This window comes from Flavobacterium ginsengisoli (assembly GCF_029625315.1).
Taxonomy (GTDB): domain Bacteria; phylum Bacteroidota; class Bacteroidia; order Flavobacteriales; family Flavobacteriaceae; genus Flavobacterium; species Flavobacterium ginsengisoli.
Genome location: NZ_CP121110.1, coordinates 4,736,613 through 4,758,075 on the forward strand (window position 1 = coordinate 4,736,613; position 21,463 = coordinate 4,758,075).

The 21,463-nt window shown below is 34.0% G+C and carries 13 protein-coding genes and 1 pseudogene; 8 read left to right on the plus strand and 6 right to left on the minus strand.

The features are described from left to right. Positions 1-4: 4 nt before the first annotated feature. Positions 5-3,421, minus strand: coding sequence for a T9SS type B sorting domain-containing protein (locus P5P87_RS22540; RefSeq protein WP_278020673.1), 3,417 nt, complete (start codon positions 3,419-3,421; stop codon positions 5-7). Beyond that, on the minus strand, positions 3,381-7,235 hold the full coding sequence (locus P5P87_RS22545; RefSeq protein ID WP_278020674.1) for a hypothetical protein: 3,855 nt from the start codon (positions 7,233-7,235) through the stop codon (positions 3,381-3,383). The genes P5P87_RS22540 and P5P87_RS22545 overlap by 41 nt, the downstream gene beginning before the upstream one ends. Positions 7,236-7,422: 187 nt before the next feature. On the opposite strand from P5P87_RS22545, the pseudogene P5P87_RS22550 reads away from it, so the two are divergent. After that, positions 7,423-9,622, plus strand: a pseudogene (locus P5P87_RS22550) (B12-binding domain-containing radical SAM protein). Here P5P87_RS22550 and P5P87_RS22555 read toward each other — a convergent pair. Then, positions 9,619-10,383, minus strand: a complete 765-nt coding sequence (locus P5P87_RS22555) for an MBL fold metallo-hydrolase (RefSeq protein ID WP_198858354.1) — start codon at positions 10,381-10,383, stop codon at positions 9,619-9,621. The pseudogene P5P87_RS22550 and the gene P5P87_RS22555 overlap by 4 nt on opposite strands. 95 nt (positions 10,384-10,478) lie before the next feature. Between P5P87_RS22555 and P5P87_RS22560 the strand changes: the two genes are divergently transcribed. Beyond that, complete coding sequence (locus P5P87_RS22560; RefSeq protein WP_278020675.1) at positions 10,479-10,784, plus strand: GIY-YIG nuclease family protein; 306 nt, start codon at positions 10,479-10,481, stop codon at positions 10,782-10,784. Positions 10,785-11,098: 314 nt separating this feature from the next. On the opposite strand, the gene P5P87_RS22565 is transcribed toward P5P87_RS22560, so the two are convergent. Both P5P87_RS22565 and P5P87_RS22570 read right to left on the minus strand, forming a co-directional pair. Next, positions 11,099-11,785, minus strand: coding sequence for a response regulator transcription factor (locus P5P87_RS22565; RefSeq protein WP_198858356.1), 687 nt, complete (start codon positions 11,783-11,785; stop codon positions 11,099-11,101). Then, a complete protein-coding gene (locus tag P5P87_RS22570; protein WP_198858357.1) occupies positions 11,782-13,047 on the minus strand; it encodes a sensor histidine kinase in 1,266 nt (421 codons plus the stop codon). Before P5P87_RS22570 ends, P5P87_RS22565 begins: the two co-directional genes overlap by 4 nt. Positions 13,048-13,211: 164 nt before the next feature. Between P5P87_RS22570 and P5P87_RS22575 the strand changes: the two genes are divergently transcribed. The 3 genes from P5P87_RS22575 to P5P87_RS22585 all read left to right on the plus strand — a co-directional run bounded on the left by P5P87_RS22575 (position 13,212) and on the right by P5P87_RS22585 (position 15,583). Beyond that, positions 13,212-13,631: a DUF1573 domain-containing protein gene (locus P5P87_RS22575; RefSeq protein WP_278020676.1), complete on the plus strand. Its 420-nt coding sequence runs from the start codon at positions 13,212-13,214 to the stop codon at positions 13,629-13,631. Between the two features lie 370 nt (positions 13,632-14,001). Then, positions 14,002-14,598 (plus strand): L,D-transpeptidase scaffold domain-containing protein, encoded by a 597-nt coding sequence (locus P5P87_RS22580; RefSeq protein ID WP_278020677.1) that lies wholly within the window; start codon positions 14,002-14,004, stop codon positions 14,596-14,598. Continuing rightward, positions 14,552-15,583: a L,D-transpeptidase family protein gene (locus tag P5P87_RS22585; protein WP_278020678.1), complete on the plus strand. Its 1,032-nt coding sequence runs from the start codon at positions 14,552-14,554 to the stop codon at positions 15,581-15,583. Before P5P87_RS22580 ends, P5P87_RS22585 begins: the two co-directional genes overlap by 47 nt. A 196-nt stretch (positions 15,584-15,779) precedes the next feature. Here the strand turns inward: P5P87_RS22585 and P5P87_RS22590 are convergent, their stop codons facing one another. After that, positions 15,780-16,289 (minus strand): C40 family peptidase, encoded by a 510-nt coding sequence (locus tag P5P87_RS22590; RefSeq protein WP_198858360.1) that lies wholly within the window; start codon positions 16,287-16,289, stop codon positions 15,780-15,782. 217 nt (positions 16,290-16,506) lie between these two features. On the opposite strand from P5P87_RS22590, the gene P5P87_RS22595 reads away from it, so the two are divergent. The 3 genes from P5P87_RS22595 to bglX all read left to right on the plus strand — a co-directional run bounded on the left by P5P87_RS22595 (position 16,507) and on the right by bglX (position 21,456). Continuing rightward, a complete protein-coding gene (locus tag P5P87_RS22595; protein WP_278020679.1) occupies positions 16,507-17,607 on the plus strand; it encodes an SGNH/GDSL hydrolase family protein in 1,101 nt (366 codons plus the stop codon). After that, on the plus strand, positions 17,597-18,979 hold the full coding sequence (locus tag P5P87_RS22600; RefSeq protein WP_278020680.1) for a sialate O-acetylesterase: 1,383 nt from the start codon (positions 17,597-17,599) through the stop codon (positions 18,977-18,979). Before P5P87_RS22595 ends, P5P87_RS22600 begins: the two co-directional genes overlap by 11 nt. Before the next feature lie 179 nt (positions 18,980-19,158). Then, positions 19,159-21,456 (plus strand): beta-glucosidase BglX, encoded by a 2,298-nt coding sequence (gene bglX / locus P5P87_RS22605; protein ID WP_278020681.1) that lies wholly within the window; start codon positions 19,159-19,161, stop codon positions 21,454-21,456. The last annotated feature ends 7 nt before the right edge of the window (positions 21,457-21,463 follow it).

The window sequence follows — 21,463 nt, forward strand, 5'->3', positions numbered from 1 at the left end:
TTTTTTATCTTTTTAAAGAAAAGTGTCCTCTAAATTCTTTTCCATTAAATCTTGTAACCGTAAACCAATAATCTGAAGAAGGTTCTTGATTTCCTAAGTAATTTCCGTCCCAAGAATTATTTAATCTTAGTTCTTTTATGAGTTTTCCGTAGCGATCAAATATTCTAATAGATGAATTAGGAGCCAAATAATTAGGATCGATTGTCCAAGTGTCATTATGGCCATCACCATTTGGAGTAAAGAATTTTGGATAAGGGAGTTCTTCAACAAAATGAATGCATTCTGATGTTGTAGCTCCAAGAATATTTATCGTTACAGGAATTCTGTCACTTTCGCAGCCGCTGATTGTTTGAGAAGCATAGTAAGTTATTCCATCTTCAAGAGAAGTTGATTCTGATAAAGGATTATTTGATGAAGTGCTTTCGTACCATTTTATATTTTGACCATCTATAGCAATATTACTGATTTTGGCATTTTTTTGAATGCAAAATGATTGTGGCGAATCTGAAAATGGAATTGAAGTATCCTGAATTTTTACTGATACAGCAAATCTTTCACTTTCGCAGTTATTTACTGTTTGTGTTGCATAGTATATTCTGGTTTCTAATAAATTAGTTTCAGACAAAAGACTTCCATTAGTTGCGGAATCGTACCATTTTAAATCTGTTCCTTTTATATTAAGGTTCTCTAAAGTAGCAATTTGGTCAATACAGAATTGCTGACTACTCTTACCGGTTGGTAGGGCAGTGTCATAAACGTGGACTAGAATTGGTATTCTATCGCTTTCACATCCAACAGTTTGCGAAGCATAATAGGTTTTATTATTTTCCAACAAAGTAGTATTTGCCAGTGCGGCAGCAGAAAAAGCGGTGTCATACCATTTTATGTTTTGACCTGTCATTTGAATGTTGCTTAATTTTGCATTCTCATTTTTACAAAACTCTAGATTTCCATTTGCAGTTGGAGCTACTGGTGTGTTTATAATTGAGATTGTAACTGCCAATCTAGATCCTTCACAATTATTTTCTGTCTGAGAAGCATAATAAGTTTTTCCATTTTCTAGATTTGTGGTTTCTGCTAATAAAGAACCATTGTTTAATGCGTTATACCATTTTATTGAAGTTCCCGTAATTTTAATAGTTGCTAAAGTTGCACTTTGTCCTGTACAAAATGTCTGATTTGCATCTCCAGAAGGAGCAGGAGTATCTTGAATTTTTATAGACACGGTAACTCTTTCGCTCTCACAGCCATTTATAGATTGCGAAGCATAATAAATCTTACCATTTTGAAGCAAAGTTGTATTGGACAAGAGAGATCCGTTTGTTAATGCGTCATACCATTTTATGTTTTGTCCTGCAATTGTAATTGAATTTAATGTCGCATTTTGTTGAATACAGAATGTTTGAGGGCTTACAAGAGTAGGCTTTGGAGTAAAATTTGTAAAAGGAGTTATAGTAACCGTGGTTGCATTTGAGATACAGCCCTTATTATTTTTCACTTTAATAGAATAAGTTTTTGGGTCAAGATTTGATTTCACTGCAGTTGTAACCCAGCTATCACCATTATCAAAACTGTATTCTGATGCAACATCGGTAATTGTAATAGTACCTTTAGGATTATTGCAATCGGGCTGGATAGTTGTAAATGCAGGATTGCTCGGATAATCTGTTGGAGGATTAATGGTCGCAGATAATGGAGCAGACTCACAGCCACGACTATTTTTAACTCGAACCATGTAGGTTCCAGCAACTAAATTACCCGAATTTGGATTGGCTGAATAATTTTTACCATTGTCAAAACTATATTGAGCGGCAGTACTTGTAATCGAAATTGAGCCAAATGGATTGCTGCAAGTAGTAGGTTGAGTAACATTTAAAGTTGGAATTGAGGGAGCATCTGGCGCTGCATTTATAGTTGCTTTATACGCAATAGATGGACAGCCATTTGTATATTTTATTCGGATAAAATAACTTCCAGGAGATAGACTGGCAGTATTGCTGTTGCTCCAATTAAGACCATCATCAAAACTATATTGATTTGCAACTGTAGTAACCATAATACTTCCAGTAGCCGAATTACAGCCCGTTGGTTCAGTAACTACAACTTGTGGCGCTTCGGGTATTACAGGTGCAGCTTGTATTGTCACAGGCACAGCAAGAGAAATACAACCAGATTTATTGATCATCAAATTATAGGTTCCTGCAGATAAATTAGATTTTGTTTTAGATGTTCCAAATGTAATTCCGTTATCAAAACTATAGAGATCAGCAGCGGTATTAATTGTAATTGATCCTGTAAAATTGGTGCATGTGGGCTGAGTTGTTGTAAAAGCAGGAGCTGCAAGCGGTGATAATGGCGATATCGTGACTTTAGCAAGATCTGAAACACAACCTACTGAATTTTTAATTTTTACAAAGTAAGTACCTGGAGATAGATCAGTTTTTGTATTAGAAAAAACATAAGTTAATCCATTGTCGTAACTATAAGTTGATGCATTTGTTGTAATGGTAATAGAACCTTTTGACGAGGTGCAATTTGGTTGTGTTGTAGTGAAATTTGGAGCCGCAATTGTAGTGCCAGAACTCAAGTTGGCAATAGTTGTTAATGATTCGCAACTATATGAATTTGTTTTGATTTTAATAATATATGTACCAGCTCCTACATTTACTTTCGTAGGACTCGTTGTCCAACTGTTTCCGTCATTGAAACTATAACTAATCGCGGGTGTTGTTATGGTAATGGTACCATCGGTTGCGCCACAAGAAGAAGGTTGAACTATCTTCACATCGGGTGCGGCAGGAATTGCAGGAGGAGTGTTTATATAAGTATAGCTACTAGAAGAGGTACAGCCTAAAGTATTTTTTATTATTACATTGTATGAGCCGTCAGCTAAATTTTTCTTTATAGGGTTTGTAGTCCAAGTTGTTCCTCCATCAAAACTATATTGGTCTGCAGTAGAATTTACGATTATAGTTCCTGTAGGATTACTGCATGTAGGCTGAATAGAAGTTATATTTGGTGACGGTAGGTAATACTTGTATATGTAAACATATTGTGAATTTGATTTACAACCTGTTACATTTTTAATAAGTACACTATAAGACGTATTTGCGGGATTTAATAAAATTGGATTTGTAGTCCAAGTGGTGCCTCCATCAAAACTATAACTGTCAGCAGGAGTTGTAACGGTAATGCTACCGTCGTTTCCGCAACTAGGTTGTACTACTTTTATGTTTGGATTGGGCAGATAATAAGGATTAATGTTTACTGATAAACCATAAGATTTACAACCTGTCGCGTTTTTTATCATAATGTTATAATAACCAGAAGTGAGTCCAGAAAGAACAGGCTTAGTTGTCCAAGTATTACCATTGTCAAAACTATAAAAAGCAAGCAACTGTTGCAATAGTAATGCTTCCATTAACGCCGCATGTTGGCTGGATTACTGTAAAATCAGGGTTAGGCAAATAATATTGTTGTAAGTAAGCGTATGCGTTGTATGGGTTAGATGTGCAACCAGAGGCATTTTTTACTACCAAAGAATAAGAGTTTGGACTAAGATTAGTAAATAAAGGATTAGTACTCCAAGTTCTACCTCCATCGATACTGTATTGTGCTTCAGTTGAAGTAAAGTTTATGCTTCCTCCAGTTCCACAAGTAGGTTGTGTTATTTTGAAGGTAGGATTGGGCAGATAAAACTCTTGAAGATATACTGAGTTCGAGTTAGAAACGCAACCTTGAGCATTTTTAATCACGGGGTAATAATATCCTGGAGATAGGTTAGAAAAAACAGGACTTGTTACCCAATTTGTCCCATCAAGACTGTAAAAGCTTGCAGTAGTATTAATTTTAATACTGCCTTTTGTTCCGCATCCTGGTTGAACTGTGGTTAAATTAGGTTGTGCCAGCATTGAAGAGTCCATATAAATGGAAATGTAATTGGATGTACAATTCCCTTTTTTTATCATTAAATAGTAAGATCCCTGACTTAAATTATTAAAAACCTTACTTGTACTCCAGGTTGAACCATAATCTATACTGTAATAATCTGCAGTAGTGTTGAATGTAATATTGCCAATATTTCCACAACTAGGGTTGGTAACTGTATAATCTGGATCAGGAAGCCTTGCGTTGTTAATTTGAACGCTTACCGAGTTAGAAACACATCCTAAACTATTTTTTATCGCAATGTTGTAATATCCATAAGAAGTAAGATTTGGTAATGAAGGAGAAGTTCCCCAAGTATAACCTCCATCAAAACTATAGAAACTAGCAGTTGTATTTATTTTAATGCTACCCGGAGATGTACAAGTGGGTTGAACAACAGTGTAATCGGGTACATCTATATTTGGATTATTTAAATAAGCAGTATTTGGATAAGAGGTACAGCCAAGGCTATTTTTTATAATTATGTTATAAATGCCAGGAGGTAATGATTTAGAATTTAAAGTTGTCCACGTTGCGCCATTGTCAAAACTATAAAAGTCGGATAATGAGTTGATAGTGATTTTTCCATTTGTACCACAAGTTGGCTGTTCCAAGCTAATAATCGGGGTATCCAAATAAGGCTGATATAAATAAACATAATTAGCAGAACTGATACATCCTGCACTGTTTTTTATTTTTATTTGATAGGTTCCAAAAGGTAAAGTTTTAACATTATTGCTAGTCCAAGTTGCCCCATTATCAAAACTATATGAATCTGCTACTGTAGTAATAGTAATGCTTCCGTCCCTTCCACAAACAGGCTGTTCAGTTGTGTATTCGGGATAGGAGTCCTTAAAATCATTTAAATAAGCATAGGAATAACCAGAAGTACAACCTAAAGCATTTTTTATTCCTAAAGAATAGCTTCCTGCATCTAAGTTGCTCATTTTGTTATTTGTAACCCATGTGGCTCCTCCGTCAAAAGTATAAAAATCAGAAAGAGTATTGATGGTTATGCTTCCTTTTGTATTACAAGCGGGTAGTACGATTGTATAAGTTGGAGTTTCTAAAGTATTGCTACTAATGAGTACATTATTTGCTGATGAAATACAACCTTGTAAATCTTTGGTTCGAATTTTATAAGTTGCAGGTAAAAGATTGTTAGCAGTAGGATTATTTCCCCAAGTTTTACCATCATCAAAACTATAGTACGAAGCTGGCGTTATAATAGTAATACTGCCTGTATCTCCACAAAATAAAGGATTGGTATAGCTGTAATTTGGATACGAAGTAGAAGCCGCTGTAATAGTAACACTTTGCGAATAAGAAGTGCATCCATTTACAGTCTTTATTTTTACTAAATAGTTTCCAGGGTATAAATTACTCTTTGTAGCGTTTGTCTCCCAAGTTGCGCCATCATCAAAACTGTATTGTGATGCCGGTGAAGTTACTTTTATCGTTCCTGTAGTTACAAAACAAGAAGGTTGCGTAATCTGCAAGGTAGGAGACACAGCAGTTTGGCTAGGTTCGATACTAACACTTGCATCGCTGGAACATCCAAAAGAGTCCTTCACAGTAACAGAATAATTTCCTAGCGAAGTTACCGTAATACTTTGGGTAGTTGCCCCTGTACTCCATAAATACGAAGCTCCTGAAGAAGCGGTTAATACAGTGCTTCCAGAGCAAACATTTAAAATACCTGTAATATTTGCTGTTGGATTTCTCACCTCTAAATTGGCAGAAATTATTTTATAACAAGTTGCATCCTTACTTACTCTAACAAAAATAGAAGCACTTGAACTTGGATAACTTGTAAAATTGGTGATAGCATTCAAGTTAGATTCTGCTTCATTATAATTTTTGAAATAACTAAAATTTAACCCCGTTGTAGAAGGAACTATTAAAGAATTTAATGTAGATAAATTAAAGTTTTCAGTTCCGTCGCGGTTGGCATCACATTGAGATATTTTTGCAGTTGTTACATTAATAGTACAACTTGAAGAGCAATTTAAAAAAGAAATATCCCAACCAGGATTTGCATCAGGATCTGTAGCAGAATCAAATGTGGTTCCGGAGCATGAAGTCCCAGAAATGTTATAATCTATTTGTACGCCTACATTATAATTAGCATTTGTAATATTTGGAAAATCACTGGTTTTTAATGTAAAACAAAATTTTTTATTTGTTGTGTCTAAGCTTGAAGTAGTTGATGTACTGTAAACAGACACATTATTACTGTTGTAAACATTTAAAGTGATTTTTTTTACTGATGCAGAAATTCCTCCAGAATTAGGAATTGTATAATTGCCACAAACTGAAATTGGTAAAGTCGGACAAACTTTATTCAAAGGATCAAGCTCTATAGAACCTTGCAAGTTTTCTGCAGAGTGTAAGGTACAAACATCATCAATATACATATACCCAAAATGCCCGCCCAATCCACATCTTGAAGCCATAAATTCAACGGTAAACTCCTCATTATTTGGAATTGATGAAATGTCCAATATTCCAGATTGCCAATTGGTAGTATATAAAGTAACAAAATCAGAATATTGACTTGGAACCTTACTGAAAATACAATTTTTTTCGTCTCCAACCAAACAAAATTCACTCACAACTTTTTTGTTTTTATCTAAAATACGTGCTTTTACAAAAGCTTGATTATCCGTATGGCTATCGTCGTATACACTTTGCAGTACAGCTTTGTAATTAAATTTTAGATAATTTTCATTATTGGTTTTAAACCTTTTGCCTTGAACAATAGAGCCATAGGTAGAGGAGTTCTCATAATTGATTTTAAGAGCATATTGGTCAAATGCTTTAATGTCTCCCATATAAGGGTCAATTAAATTGGAAGAAACAGTAGTTGCCATAATATCCATATTATTAGGATTATAGCGATTAATATACGAGTCGGCAGTATTACTTATTGATTGGCATTGCGTTGGACCAGGAGGATCGCCAATTGTACAAAGAAAATTCTTAAGATAACTGTTTCCGTTGACCGTTTCATATTGCTCAAAACCTGAATTAGTACACATTTCTACGCCTTGAAGAGTCGCTGCTGTTTTTGAAGTCAAATTTCCGTTGCCTGAATTAAAAATTGCCTTTTGCAAATTCAAGACTTCTGCCTTCATCTTTTCCTCTCTGATTTTCAAAAATTGCTTTTGCTGTTCCAAATTTTGAATTAGATGGCCATCTTTATCTTCTAATAATAAATTACGGGAAGAATTTGGATTAATTTCTTGCGAAAAAACACAAGAATATTTAATAAAAACAATAAATAAGAGTAAAGTTCTAAGCTTCATTTAAGGAAATTTTGTTGGCAAATATAGCCAAAATACAATGCCATAAATATGAAAAGAAAATGTTTTTGTAAGTTTAATATCAATAATAAAAATTTAAAATAGTAAGAGATGTTAGCCAAATAATTCGGATTTATTTCTTTTGTCGAATAATTCTAAATATCCCTTATTTTTGCAAAAAAAAACTCTTTTGAAAACGAAACTTTTTGTAATTACGTCGCCTTTTACACAACTGAATACACCGTATCCGGCAACGGCGTATATAAAAGGTTTTTTAAACACTAAAAGTATCGAATCGGTTCAGGCAGATTTGGGTATTGATGTGATTTTGGAATTGTTTTCAAAAAAAGGGCTTATTGATTTGTTTGAAATCTCAAGCTCTAAGTTTCAACTTGACTCTGAAATCTCAGATAATTCTAAACGTATTTTTGCTCTTCAAGACGAATATATCAAAACAATCGATTCTGTAATTCAGTTTTTGCAAGGAAAAAATCCAACTTTGGCTTTACAGATTTGTCAGGAAGATTTTTTGCCAGAGGCCTCTCGTTTTGCACAGCTAGAAGAATTGGATTGGGCTTTTGGAACAATGGGAACTCAAGACAAAGCAAAACATTTGGCAACGTTATATCTTGAAGATATTTCAGATTTTATTGTAGAATGCGTCGATGAAAATTTTGGTTTCAGCCGATATGCAGAACGTTTAGGACGAAGTGCCAATTCTTTTGATGAGTTATACGAAGCTTTACAGCAAAAACCAACTTACATTGATTCGATTTTAATTTCGCTATTAAAAGCTAAAATAGAAGCGATAAAACCGACTTTATTTCTAATTTCTGTTCCTTTTCCAGGGAATTTATATAGCGCGTTTCGTTGCGCACAATGGGTTAAAGAAAATCATCCTGAAATAAAAATTTCAATGGGAGGCGGTTTTCCAAATACCGAATTACGTTCGCTTTCTGATAAACGTGTTTTTGAGTTTTTCGATTTTATTACTTTAGATGATGGGGAAGTCCCAATCGAAGAATTAATTTTTCATTTAGAAAATCCAGATTCCGATTCTTTTAAAAGAACTTTTTATTAGAAAACGGAGAAGTCGTTTACAAAAACAATTCTTTAAAACACGATTACAAACAAGCTTATGTAGGAACACCAGATTATTCAGATCTTCCTTTAGATAAATATATTTCGGTTATCGAAATTGTAAATCCGATGCACAGAATGTGGAGCGATGGAAGATGGAATAAACTCACAATGGCGCATGGCTGTTATTGGGGAAAATGTACTTTTTGCGATATTTCTTTAGATTATATAAAAGTTTACGAGCCAGTTGCGGCAAGTTTGCTTTGTGATCGAATGGAGGAATTGATAGAAAAAACAGGTCAAAACGGATTTCATTTTGTTGATGAAGCCGCACCGCCAGCTTTAATGCGTGCTCTAGCTCTTGAAATTCTAAAAGAAAACTCGCCGTAACATGGTGGACAAATATCAGATTTGAAAAAAGCTTTTCAAAAGATTTATGCTTGTTACTGAAAGCTTCTGGCTGTATTGCTGTTTCAGGTGGTCTAGAAGTTGCTTCAGACCGATTATTGAAATTAATTGATAAAGGAGTTACAGTAGAACAAGTGGCAAAAGTAACCAGAAACTTTACCGAAGCAGGAATTATGGTTCATGCGTATTTAATGTATGGATATCCAACACAAACGATTCAGGAAACGGTTGATAGTTTAGAAATGGTTCGCCAATTGTTTGAAGCTGGAGTTTTACAATCTGGTTTTTGGCATCAATTTGCTCTTACGGCGCATAGTCCAGTCGGATTATATCCAGAGAAATTTGGGGTGACCAAGAAAACAGAAGTAATAGGAACTTTTGCGAATAATGATATAGAATACATTGATTCTACAGGAATCAATCACGATAAATTCAGTTTCGGATTAAAGAAATCGCTTTTCAATTTCATGCATGGAATCTGTTTTGATTACGAATTGCAAGATTGGTTCGATTTTAAAATTCCGAAAACAAAAATTCATCCCGATTTTATTTTTAATGCCTTAGAAGAACAAAACGATTTCAATACAAAACCAAATGCAAAAGTGGTTTGGTTGGGCGGAAAACCTTCAGTGTCTTTATTTACGAAATCGAAAAAAGGAAGAAGTTGGGAAATGATGTCATTGACTTTTCACGATAAAAAAGAAAGTTTCGATATTCAAACCAGCAAAGAAGAAGGCGAATGGCTAGTTGCGATTTTATCAAAAATAGCCGTTTCAGGTTCTAAAAATTATACTTTTCAAGAAGTCAAAACTGATTTTGAAACCGAATTGGAAGATTTCGAATTGTTCTGGTACTCTAAACCTATAAACACTTTGCGTGAATTTGGATTATTGGTACTTTAATATTCAATACATTCTCCATCATTTGGGATAGAAGTTTTAGTTAAAAGACCATGATCTGAAAGAGCCGTTTTTAATTGAAGTCTTGTTGTCGGACAATGGTTTAAAGCCTCTAAATGATTTGCAAGAACTTTTCCAGGAGCAAGTGTGACAAATTTTAAAATGTCATCCATTCGCATTAATAATGGCTGTCCAATATCAAGTCTTGCAGTTCCGCAGGCTACAATCGAAATATCAGGTTTAAATTGCGTTAAAACCTTTTCTACATGTGCTGTAAAAATAGTATCAGAACTAATATAAATTGATTTTTGATCGGCTAATTCAATAAGAAATCCCATGACATTTCCCATTAATTTGGCGATAAAACCATAACCATGAATAGCTGGAATTCCAGTAATTTTTCCGTCTAAGAACTTTTGTGGTTCCCAATATTCTAGAGTCTGAATTACACTAAGTCCTCTTTGAACGAGCGCTTTTTCGTCTTTAGAACTGCAAATAACAGGAATGCTCTTTCGTCTTAAAAAAACCTCGCCGGCTTTATCAATATGATCTGCATGCAAATGTGTAATCAAACAATGCGTAACTCGACTTAAGATGTCGCGACTGTTTTTTGGCAGTGCCACCAACGGATTTCTTTTCGGTTTATATCTGAAAATAGTAAAAGGCGGAATTGTTTTTCTTTTACCTAACATTGGGTCAACTAAAATGACATGCTTCTCTGTTTCAATTACCAAAGTGGCATTTCGCAAATGATGTAATTTCATATCCAAGAAAATTAGATACTAAAAATACAAAGTTTTTCTAAAATTAATTTACAGATTTTTCTTTATTTTTAGTAGTATTGTCATTATTTAAATTTATGCATTTACAAGAAGGTTTTCATACTTATTTCATTTATATTTTGACAAATAAATCGAAATCTGTCTTTTATGTTGGAGTTGCTAATAATTTAAAAAAGAGATTAATAAAGCATAAAGAGAATGTTTTATTGAACCATAAAACTTTTGCTTCGAAATACAATGTTGAGTTCTTACTTTATTATGAAAAATTTACTTGGATTCAAGAAGCGATTGCGAGGGAGAAAGAAATTAAAGGATGGAGGAGAGAGAAGAAAATTGATTTAATTAAAACTATAAATCCTGAATTGAAATTTTTGGAATATTAATTCGAAGACAAAGTTTTTCAAGCCTAGTTTGTCATTCCGACGGAGGAGGAATCTCCCTAAGTAGCTCGCCAAAGATTGGAATAGCTTTGTGGAATATTGTCGTGGAGATTCCTCCTCCGTCGGAATGACAAAACTTTGTGGTTACAGGTATGTTATTTAAAGTTTTTCAAGCCTAGTTTGTCATTCCGAGGAACGAGGAATCTCCGTAAGTAGCTCGTCAAAGATTGGAATAACTTTGTGGAATATTGTCATGGAGATTCCTCCTCCGTCGGAATGACAAAACTTTGTGGTTACTTTACTTTAAGAAAAAAAGTTTACCCAATAGAAAATCTAAACCCAATTCCATGTAGGTTTTCAATCGAAATGCCTTGCTCGTTGGCTAAGATTTTACGCAGTCTCGAAATAAAAACATCTAGACTTCTTCCCATAAAATAGTCATCTGTTCCCCATAAAGAGGTTAAGATTTGTTCGCGTTTTAAAACAGAATTTTTATGATCTAGAAAAAGTTTCAATAATTCGGCTTCACGTTGGGTTAATCCAACTTTTTCTTCGTCATTAAAAAGAATGAAATTTTTAGTGTCAAACTGATATTTTCCTACCTCATAAATTGTTTTTGCAGGCGGAATATTTTTCTGAGATCGTTTCAAGAAAATTTCAATTTTCAGAAGTAACTCTTCAATGCTGAAAGGCTTTACCAAATAATCATCTGCCCCGAGACGAAGTCCTTTAATGCGATCTTCTTTTAAAGTTTTAGCCGAAAGGAAAATAATCGGAACATTAACATCAATTTTTCGAACTGCTTCTGCAAGCTCAAAACCATCCATTTTTGGCATCATAATATCAAAAATGCACACATCAAATTCTTCTTCCTCAAAAATTTTAAGTGCCGATTTTCCGTCAGAACAATGAATCACTTCATAATTATTTTGCTCCAAATTATCTTTGGTTAAAAACGCAAGGGTTTCGTCGTCTTCAGCATATAGTATTTTGAAATTTTTCATTTTTTGTAAGGAATTGATAAAGTTAAAGTAACACCTTTTTCTTGATTATTTTCGGCTTTTATTTTCCAGTTTTGCAAACTGCAGATTTCTTTCACATAATATAAACCAAGTCCAAAACCGTTAACTTCGTTACTTTTTTCGTTCTGAACGCGGTAAAACTTATCAAAGATAAAAGATATTTTTTTAGGATTAATGCCAATTCCATTATCAATAAATTCGAGTTTTAGACAATTATTATCTTCAATGATTTTTATTGTAACTTCTGGTTTTTCATTACAATACTTTATAGCATTATCCAATAAATTATAAACTAAATTGGCAAAATGAAAAGTATCAGTTTCAAGCAAATATTCTTTTGAAACGGTTTCAATTGTAATAGAAGCCTCAGGATATTTTAGTTTAATGTTTTCTATTGTCTCTTCAATAATCGGAACAATTAAAATACTTTCTTTTTTAAGTTCTAACGGAGTATAATCAGATCTTGCAATATCTAGAATCTTTTCGATGTGGCCGTTTAGTTTATTTCCTTGATTGATAATAATATCGGTATAAGTAAAAAGTTTTTTATCTTCTTTAATTGGTTTTTGTTCGATCAAATATTTCGATGCAATAAGAATAGATGCTAAAGGAGTTTTAAATTCGTGCGTCATATTATTGATGAAATCACGCTGCAGTTCTGAATATTTTTTATGCTGTAAAAGTGTAAAAATAGAATACACATAAATCAATAAAATCAGAATCAATGCGGTTGAAAGAATAAACCAAAAACGCATAGAACTGAATAAATAGGTGGTTTCATTCGGAAAACGAACAGCGAAATAATAAACCAGATTTTTATGTTTAGGAAAATAAACAGTCTTTTTACATTCTGATTTTTTCTTCGAAAGCGAAATATAATCGCCATAAATCATTTCATCACTTTGGCAATTGTACATTGCATATTCAAAGTCGGTCGTGATATTCATTTTTTTGAATTCTGTCTTTAGATAAAATTCTAAAATATCAGGTTCAAATTCATTGTCGACATTTACAATATAATAGTCGTTTGCAATTTTCTGTACAGGATTCTGAACCGGAAGTTCATGATTAGTTCCTTCGTATAATTTTTTAGCCACTTCTAGCAAAGCAATATGTGCTTTTTGGCTAAGTTTTTTTTGTTCGATTGTGAAAGCCTCTTTTGTCCATAACAATTGTGCCACCAAAATACTGATGATGGCTACCAATCCTAAGATAATGATGCTGTTAAGTTTATTAATTTTCAAGAATGCAGAATTTTAAGAGTGTAATATTAATCAATTTTAGCCTGAAAATAAGCGATTAACAAGTCATTAACAAACGTTTGAAAGCGGTTAACAGCGATTTGTTTTTGTCTGAATTACCTTTGTAATATCAAAATGAACTACAAACCATTTTAAATATATCAGTTATGAAAATGATCAAAATTTCGATGTTAGCTTTGGCTTTAGGCCTAATGTCTTTTTCGGCAATTGCGCCAGTACAATCTTTAGTTTCAGATAATGAAATTTCAGAAACTGCTGCAGCTTCTACAATTGTTTGGAAAGCAGAAACAATTGATGTAGGACAAATTCCGCAAGGAACTCCAAAAGCAATTGTATACGAATTTAAAAATACAGGAAAAACAGCTGTAGTTATTACAAGCGTACAAGGATCTTGCGGATGTACAGCTACAGATTACACAAAAGAACCAATTCAGCCAGGTAAATCTGCAAAAGTTACTGCAACTTACAATGCCGCAAATAAAGGTGCTTTTACAAAAACAGTTACTGTAACAACTAGTGCAGAAACAACACCTAAAGTACTTACTTTAAAAGGTACAGTTATCTAAGATTTTTAATAGGTTGGTTATATGGCGAAAGCTCCAGACATGAAAATTGTTTGGAGCTTTTTATTTTTTTATTAAACGCTTAAATTTCAAAAAAATAAGGTTAAGATTTATTTCAGAGTTCTTTGATTTAATAGAATTTTTTCTACTTTTAACTCATTAAATAGAATTTAAAAAATAGACTTTAACACATAGAAACATAGATTTTTAAGTCTAAAAATAGGGATTAAAAAGAAACAAGTTTCGACACATAGATAAACTATGTGCATTTAAATTAGCGAAACGCCTTTTTTTAATTTTTCAAAAAATTATGTTTCTATGTGTTGAAAATAATTAAGCTCAACAGATTTACTTTTAATAAAAAAATCTACTTATGAAAATTTGGTATACGCCTTTAATTGCAGTTGTTTTTTTCGTTGTTTTTTCGTGTAATTCGAAAGCCGATAAGAAGGAAGAAAAATCGATAAAAAAAGTTGAAAAAATTCCAGAATTAAAACTTACAATTGACACCGCACGCATTGCGAAGTTTTATGAAAATTATCCTAAACTGGATAAATTTAAAAATGATGTAACCGCTTTGTATCAAAAAAACAAATCAACTCAATTATGGCAGGATAATAAAGGAGTAGTTGAGTTTGGAAGTACATTATTCAATCAATACAAAAATTTAGATCAAGAAGGATTAAAAGCCAATTACCCTTATAAAGAAGAACTAAATTCGGTTTTCGAAAACAATCCAAGCAAAAAATTATCCAAAGAAGATACCGATTTATTGTTGTCAAATTTGTATTACTATTATGCCGAAAAAGTATATGCAGGTTTTGATGAAAAAACAAGTATTTCGTTAGAATGGCTTTTGCCAAGAAAAAAATTCAACTATCAAGTACTTTCAGATTCTATTTTTAAGAAATCAACCATTTTGGATGATAAGAAGAAAAAAGATGTTCAGCCAGTATTACAAGCTTCGTGATGCTTTAAAAGAATATAGAGAAATTGAGAAAAACGGCGGTTGGAAAACTATCGAAACTGATGAAGATTACAAAGCGTTAAAAGTTGGAGATTCATCAGATATTGTTGCTCAAATTAGAGAAAGGCTTTTTGTAACAAAAGATATTAAGGAAGATAATAAAAGTGCCGTTTGCGATACCATTTTAATGAAAGCCATGAAGTACTATGAAGCACGTCACGGTTATACTCCAAAAAACACTATTTTATTAGAGCATATAAATGATTTAAATATTCCAGTTTCAGAACGTATCAAAACAATTATCGTGAATATGGAACGTTGCCGCTGGATTGATCCTGAATTAGAAAAAGGTCAAAAATATATCGAAGTTAATATTCCTGAATTTAAACTGTATATAATTGAAGACGGAAAAATTGCTTTTATTTCTCCAGTTGTGGTTGGAAGAGCAATGACCAAAACCGTTATTTTTAGCGGAATGATGAGTAATATTGTTTTTAGTCCGTATTGGAATGTACCAACGAGCATTATTAATTCGGAGATTAAACCCGGAATGGCAAAGGATAAAAATTATCTGCAAAAGAAAAATCTGGAGTGGAATAATGGCGCGGTTCGTCAGCTTCCAGGAAAAAATAATTCTTTAGGTTTAGTGAAGTTTTTATTTCCAAATTCAAGCAATATTTATTTGCATGATACACCTTCAAAAAGTTTGTTCGAAAGAGAAAGCCGAGCATTTAGTCATGGTTGTGTCCGTGTAGCAAAACCACGTGAATTGGCAATTGAATTATTAAAAGTAGATCCGCAATGGAATCCTGCAAGAATTGATAAAGCCATGCATGCAGGAAAAGAAAGCTGGTATACGCTTAAGAAAAAAATTCCAGTATACATAGGATATTTTACCGCTTGGGTTGACCGCGAAGGAAATCTAAACTTCTACAAAGATATTTATGGAAGAGATGAAAGTCTAATTAAACTCTTAACCGAAGAATAAAAGTTTAAGGTTGCCACGAATTGCACGAATTTACACGAATTAAATTATAGTATTGCAAATAAAAAATTAGTAAAAATTAGTGCAATTCGTGGCAAAAAATAAAAGCCAGAGATTAAAGGATTAAAAAAATCTGTGCAAATCTTTTTATCGCGATAGCTATCGGGAGTGACAAAAAATAAATTAGTGCCTAAAAAAATTATTTCTCCAAGACATCAACACATTTATAAAAGCGTTTGGTATAATGTTCTGTATCAAGCGCTGTTATAGTTACTTGCTGTGCTTTTCCTGACGAAGCATGAATAAATTTCGAATGCATTCCATTGGCTTCACAAATAATTCCAACGTGACCTACAATATTTCTGTTTTTATATCCGTAAAAAACTAAAATATCACCAACTTTAAAATCTTCTGGTTTTACAGTTTTACCAATATTTTTATAACCGCTAGAACTTCGCGGAAGCGTCATTCCAAAATTTTTAAATACATAACCCACAAAACCCGAGCAATCAAATCCTTTTTGCGGATTACTGCTGGCGTACCTGTACGGAATTCCTAAATGTTTTTTTGCAAAAGCAACAATAGAATCACGATTGATTTCGGTTTGAATATTAGAATTTTGAACTAGAATTTGTTCACTATTCTTTTTGAAAGTAAAAGAAGAAAATAATATAAAGGCAGATAGAAAAGTAAAAAGACGTAATTTCATTTGGGCTATAAAAACTATTGAATTGATAAATAAAAACGGCAAATTAAGCATTTCAAAGCAATACTATTTGATGCACTTGTAAGAATTAACGTTATGAAATCCAAAAGTGATGTGTTTGTGTGGTGTTTTTTTATTACTTTTTGACATTTTAGTATCTTTTTCGATATTCTCTTTCCAATATATTTGTGAATCGTATTTAGATTTTAACAAATAAATTATGTTTCCCAAAAAAATAGCCCTTTTAATTTTGTTTTTGCTGATTTCAGTTATTTCGACTTCGCAAACACTAAATTCAAATAAAACTTTCTTATATCAGGGCAGAATAGAAAAACTGCAAAATGATAATGTCATTTTAATCGGAACAGCTTCATCTGTTTCTTTCAATTTTACAGGAAAAGAGTGTTCAATTTCACTTCAAAGCGTAGACGCTTATGAACATCATAATTATGTTCAATTGGTTTTGGACGGTAAATATATTGGGAAGATCAGAATTGAAAAAGGAGCTGTGCAGGTATTTCCAATAAAAGTGACTTCAAGTAAAAAAGAACATCGACTAGAAATTTATAAAAATACTGAAGCCCAAAGCGGCAATATTTTGTTTGCTGGAACAACTTCGAAATTAATTCCGATTTCGTTTAAAAAGAAAAAGAAAATAGAATTTATTGGTGATTCTATTACTTGTGGCGCCGCTAGCGATCCGTCTGATGTTCCTTGTGATAAAGGAGAATACATGGATCATCATAACGGTTATTATGCTTATGGACCAACACTTTCACGAGAAATCGATGCAGATTACTTAATGAGTCGCGTTTCTGGAATCGGAATGTATAGAAACTGGAATGATGAGAATAAAGACGAAGCTATAATGCCAGATGCTTATCCAAATTTATATCTAACGAAAGATGCATCAAAACCTAAATATGATTTTGCTTTTCAACCTGATATTATCAGTATTGCTTTAGGAACAAATGATTTTTCTGGCGGAGATGGTAAAAAAGAAAGATTGCCTTTTAATCCAGAAAAATACATTTCGAATTACATCAATTTTATAAAAATGTTGTACGAACATAATCCAAAAGTACAGATTGTAATTACGAATAGTCCAATGGTTGGAGGAGAAAGAGGAGTTGTTTTTGAAGATTGTCTGAATAAAGTTAAAAACGCTTTCGCGAATGATAAAGCACATAAACCAATTCAGATTTTCAAATTTAAACCAATGACTCCAAGCGGATGTTCAGGACATCCAGATCTTGCAGAACATAAGGTTTTGGCAAACGAATATGCTCCATTTTTAAAGAAGTTGCTAAATGAAAAATAATATCTATAAGTTTGTTTTCTTTTTATTGATTTCCAGTACTATGATGGCAAACATTTCGCTTCCGAATATTTTTAGTGATAATATGGTTTTACAACGCAACTCTCAAGTGAAAATTTGGGGTTGGGCAAATCCTAAAGAAGAAATTAAACTAGTTTCGAGTTGGAACAATCAGGAATATAAAACCGTTGCCAACAACCAAGCAAAATGGGAAATTACCATTAAAACTCCAGAAGCGGGCGGACCTTTTACTATTTCTATAAAGGGCTATAATGAAGTCGTTTTAAAAAACATTCTAATTGGAGAAGTTTGGCTTTGTTCTGGACAATCAAATATGGAAATGTCTGTGAGTTGGGGAATTGATGATGGAGAAGAAGAAATGAAAAATGCAACGAATCCAAACATTCGTTTTTTTACCGTTCCAAAATTAACGGCGGAAAGTCCGCAGAATAATTTGCTGGGAAATTGGACAGAATCGACTCCAGAAACGATGAAATATTTTAGTGCGATTGGCTACTTTTTTGCTAAACGCCTTCGCGAAGATTTAAAAAATGTTCCAATCGGATTAATTTCTTCGAATTGGGGCGGAACTCCGGCTGAAATCTGGATGCCAGAAGATGTGGTAAATAATGATCCGCTTTTATTAGAAAATGCAAAAAAGCTTAACGAACAAGAATATGGACCAAGACAACCTGGACGTGCTTATAATGCGATGATTTATCCAATTGTCGGATTTAAAATCGCAGGAACGCTTTGGTATCAAGGAGAATCTAATGTTGGTTCGTTAGTTTATGATAAAACTTTAGGAGCCTTAATTATTTCTTGGAGAAAAGAATGGAATGATAATTTTCCATTTTATTACGTTCAGATTGCGCCATTTAAAAATGGTTCAAATAATTTCTCAAACGTAACGGTTAGAGATTCTCAGAGAAAATTATTGAAAGAAGTTTCAAAAACAGGAATGGTTGTAATTAGCGATATTTCGAATACGATTGATATTCATCCCAAAAATAAAAAATCGGTTGGAATTCGTTTAGCGAATCTAGCTTTGGCCGAAACTTATAAAACCAATTCTAACTTGGTTAATGGACCGCTTTTTAAAGGAATTAAAGTGAATAAAAATGCAGTAATCGTTTCTTTTGACTACGGAGACGGATTGTACTTTAAAGACAAAAAATCGAATCAATTTGAGGTTGCGGGAGTAGATGGAGTTTTCTATCCGGCCGAAGCTTCGATTAAAAATGACGAAGTGATTGTGACAAGTAAAAAAGTAGCTTCTCCAGCAAAAGTGAGATTTGCATGGGGAAATACGATTCAGTCAGATTTGTTTAATAAAGCGAATTTGCCTGCTTCTTGTTTTATTTCTGAGTTATAGAGAGAAGGGAAAAGAAGCAAGATTTTAGATTATTGATCTGCTTTGCCAGGCTTAGTGAAGTCGAAGCTAAAAATGTATAGTTCGAATCTCTCAAAGACGCTAAGGCGCAAAGTTTTGGAAAACTTAGGATCTCAGAAGCTTAGCATCTTAGTACCTAAAAAAGAACTAACTAAACCATCATGAAAAATAAAAAAATAATTATTATCGGGGTTTTATCCCTGTTTACTGTTGGAAATATGAATGCACAAAAAAAGCCGTATCTGGATAAAAATAAAACTGTTGAGCAGCGCATAGACCTGCTTCTGCCATTAATGACGCTGGAGGAAAAAGTTGGGCAGATGAACCAATACAATGGCTTTTGGGATGTTACGGGACCGGCGCCAAAAGGCGGAACAGCCGAACTGAAATACGAGCATTTAAGAAAAGGCCTTGTGGGATCGATGCTGACAGTTCGCGGCGTTAAAGAAGTGCGCGCGGTGCAGAAAATTGCAGTCGAAGAAACCCGCTTGGGAATTCCATTAATTATCGGTTTTGACGTGATACATGGCTATAAGACGTTAAGTCCGATTCCGCTGGCAGAAGCTGCGAGCTGGGACTTGGAAGCGATTAAAAAATCGGCGGCGATTGCGGCAGATGAAGCTTCGGCATCTGGAATTAACTGGACTTTCGGGCCAAATGTTGATGTGGCAAATGATGCGCGTTGGGGACGCGTGATGGAAGGCGCGGGAGAAGATCCGTATTTGGGAAGCAAAATTGGATATGCAAGAGTAAAAGGCTTTCAGGGCGAAACGGTTGCTGATTTGGCTAAAGCAAATACAATTGCTGCCTGTGCAAAACATTTTGCCGCTTACGGTTATGTTGAAGCAGGATTGGAATATAATATCGTAGACATTAGTAATTCGAAATTGTACAATTCGGTCTTGCCTCCTTTTGAAGCAACGGTTGACGCTGGAGTTCGCACGTTTATGAATTCGTTTAATACTTTGAACGGTGTTCCTGCAACTGGAAATGCCTTTTTGCAAAGGGATATTCTAAAAGGGAAATGGAAGTTTGACGGATTTGTAATTTCGGATTACGCTTCGATTCGCGAAATGATCGCTCACGGTTATGCAAAAGACGAAGCCGATGCAGCGGCAAAAGCCGTAATTGCAGGTTCTGATATGGATATGGAATCGTATTTGTATGTAGCGAAATTAGTTGATCTGGTAAAATCGGGAAAAGTAAAAGAATCTTTAATCGATGATGCCGTTCGCAGAATTTTGCGTGTAAAATTTGAATTGGGGCTATTTGATGATCCGTACAGATATTGCGATGAGAAACGCGAAAAAGAAGTTGTGGGAAGCAGAGCCAATAACGAAGGCGTTTTGGATATGGCAAAGAAATCGATCGTTTTGCTGAAAAACGAAAAGAATCTGCTTCCGCTGAAAAAATCAGGTCAGAAAATCGCTTTGATCGGAGCTTTGGCAAATGATAAAAACAGTCCGTTGGGAAGCTGGAGAATTGCGGCTTCAGACGATACTGCGGTTTCGATTTTGGAAGGGATGCAGCAGTACAAAGGCAATCAGCTTACTTTTGAAAAAGGTGCAGATTTATTAAAACAGAAAGCAACTTTCTTAACGGAAACCGTTTTCAATACAACAGACAGAAGCGGATTTGAAGTCGCTAAAAATGCGGCTAAAAATGCCGATGCCGTAGTAATGGTTTTAGGCGAATACGGATTCCAGAGCGGTGAAGGAAGAAGCAGAACCGATTTGAATCTGCCAGGTTTGCGGCAGGAATTATTGGAAGAAATCTACAAAGTGAATCCGAATGTGGTTTTGGTTTTAAACAATGGACGTCCGCTGAGCATTCCGTGGGCGGCAGAAAATGTTCCGGCCATTGTGGAAGCTTGGCATTTGGGAACCCAAGCCGGAAATGCAGTTGCGCAGGTTTTGTACGGAGACTACAATCCGAGCGGAAAATTGCCGATGTCGTTTCCTAGAAATGTTGGACAGGTGCCGATTTATTACAACAAATACAGCACAGGAAGACCGATCGATAGCGATAAAAATGTTTTCTGGTCGCATTATATGGATGTCGAGAAAACGCCCCAATTTCCGTTTGGTTTTGGATTAAGCTACACCACTTTCGATTATAAAAACCTGAAATTGAATAAAACATCTTTTGCAAAAGGTGAAAAAGTTCAGGTAAGCGTTGAAGTTGCAAACTCTGGAAATTACGACGGAAAAGAAGTGGTTCAATTGTACATTCATGATGAATATGCAAGCATCGTCCGTCCGATTAAAGAATTGAAAGGTTTTGAACTGGTAAGCCTGAAAAAAGGGGAAACCAAAACGGTAAGCTTTACTTTAACGGATAAAGAGCTTGGTTTTTACGATAACGAAGGAAATTATCTGGTAGAACCAGGAACTTTTAAAATCATGGTTGGAGGAAGTTCTGATAAAGGTTTGCAGAGTGGTTTTGAAATTAAAGAGTAAAAAGGGT

Bases quoted from the DNA above. Each gene is read 5' to 3' on its own strand.
- P5P87_RS22540 (WP_278020673.1), bottom strand. From the start codon at position 3,421: ATGGAAGCATTACTATTGCAACAGTTGCTTGCTTTTTATAGTTTTGAC.
- P5P87_RS22545 (WP_278020674.1), bottom strand. From the start codon at position 7,235: ATGAAGCTTAGAACTTTACTCTTATTTATTGTTTTTATTAAATATTCT.
- P5P87_RS22555 (WP_198858354.1), bottom strand. From the start codon at position 10,383: ATGAAATTACATCATTTGCGAAATGCCACTTTGGTAATTGAAACAGAG.
- P5P87_RS22560 (WP_278020675.1), top strand. From the start codon at position 10,479: ATGCATTTACAAGAAGGTTTTCATACTTATTTCATTTATATTTTGACA.
- P5P87_RS22565 (WP_198858356.1), bottom strand. From the start codon at position 11,785: ATGAAAAATTTCAAAATACTATATGCTGAAGACGACGAAACCCTTGCG.
- P5P87_RS22575 (WP_278020676.1), top strand. From the start codon at position 13,212: ATGAAAATGATCAAAATTTCGATGTTAGCTTTGGCTTTAGGCCTAATG.
- P5P87_RS22580 (WP_278020677.1), top strand. From the start codon at position 14,002: ATGAAAATTTGGTATACGCCTTTAATTGCAGTTGTTTTTTTCGTTGTT.
- P5P87_RS22585 (WP_278020678.1), top strand. From the start codon at position 14,552: ATGATAAGAAGAAAAAAGATGTTCAGCCAGTATTACAAGCTTCGTGAT.
- P5P87_RS22590 (WP_198858360.1), bottom strand. From the start codon at position 16,289: ATGAAATTACGTCTTTTTACTTTTCTATCTGCCTTTATATTATTTTCT.
- P5P87_RS22595 (WP_278020679.1), top strand. From the start codon at position 16,507: ATGTTTCCCAAAAAAATAGCCCTTTTAATTTTGTTTTTGCTGATTTCA.
- P5P87_RS22600 (WP_278020680.1), top strand. From the start codon at position 17,597: ATGAAAAATAATATCTATAAGTTTGTTTTCTTTTTATTGATTTCCAGT.
- bglX (WP_278020681.1), top strand. From the start codon at position 19,159: ATGAAAAATAAAAAAATAATTATTATCGGGGTTTTATCCCTGTTTACT.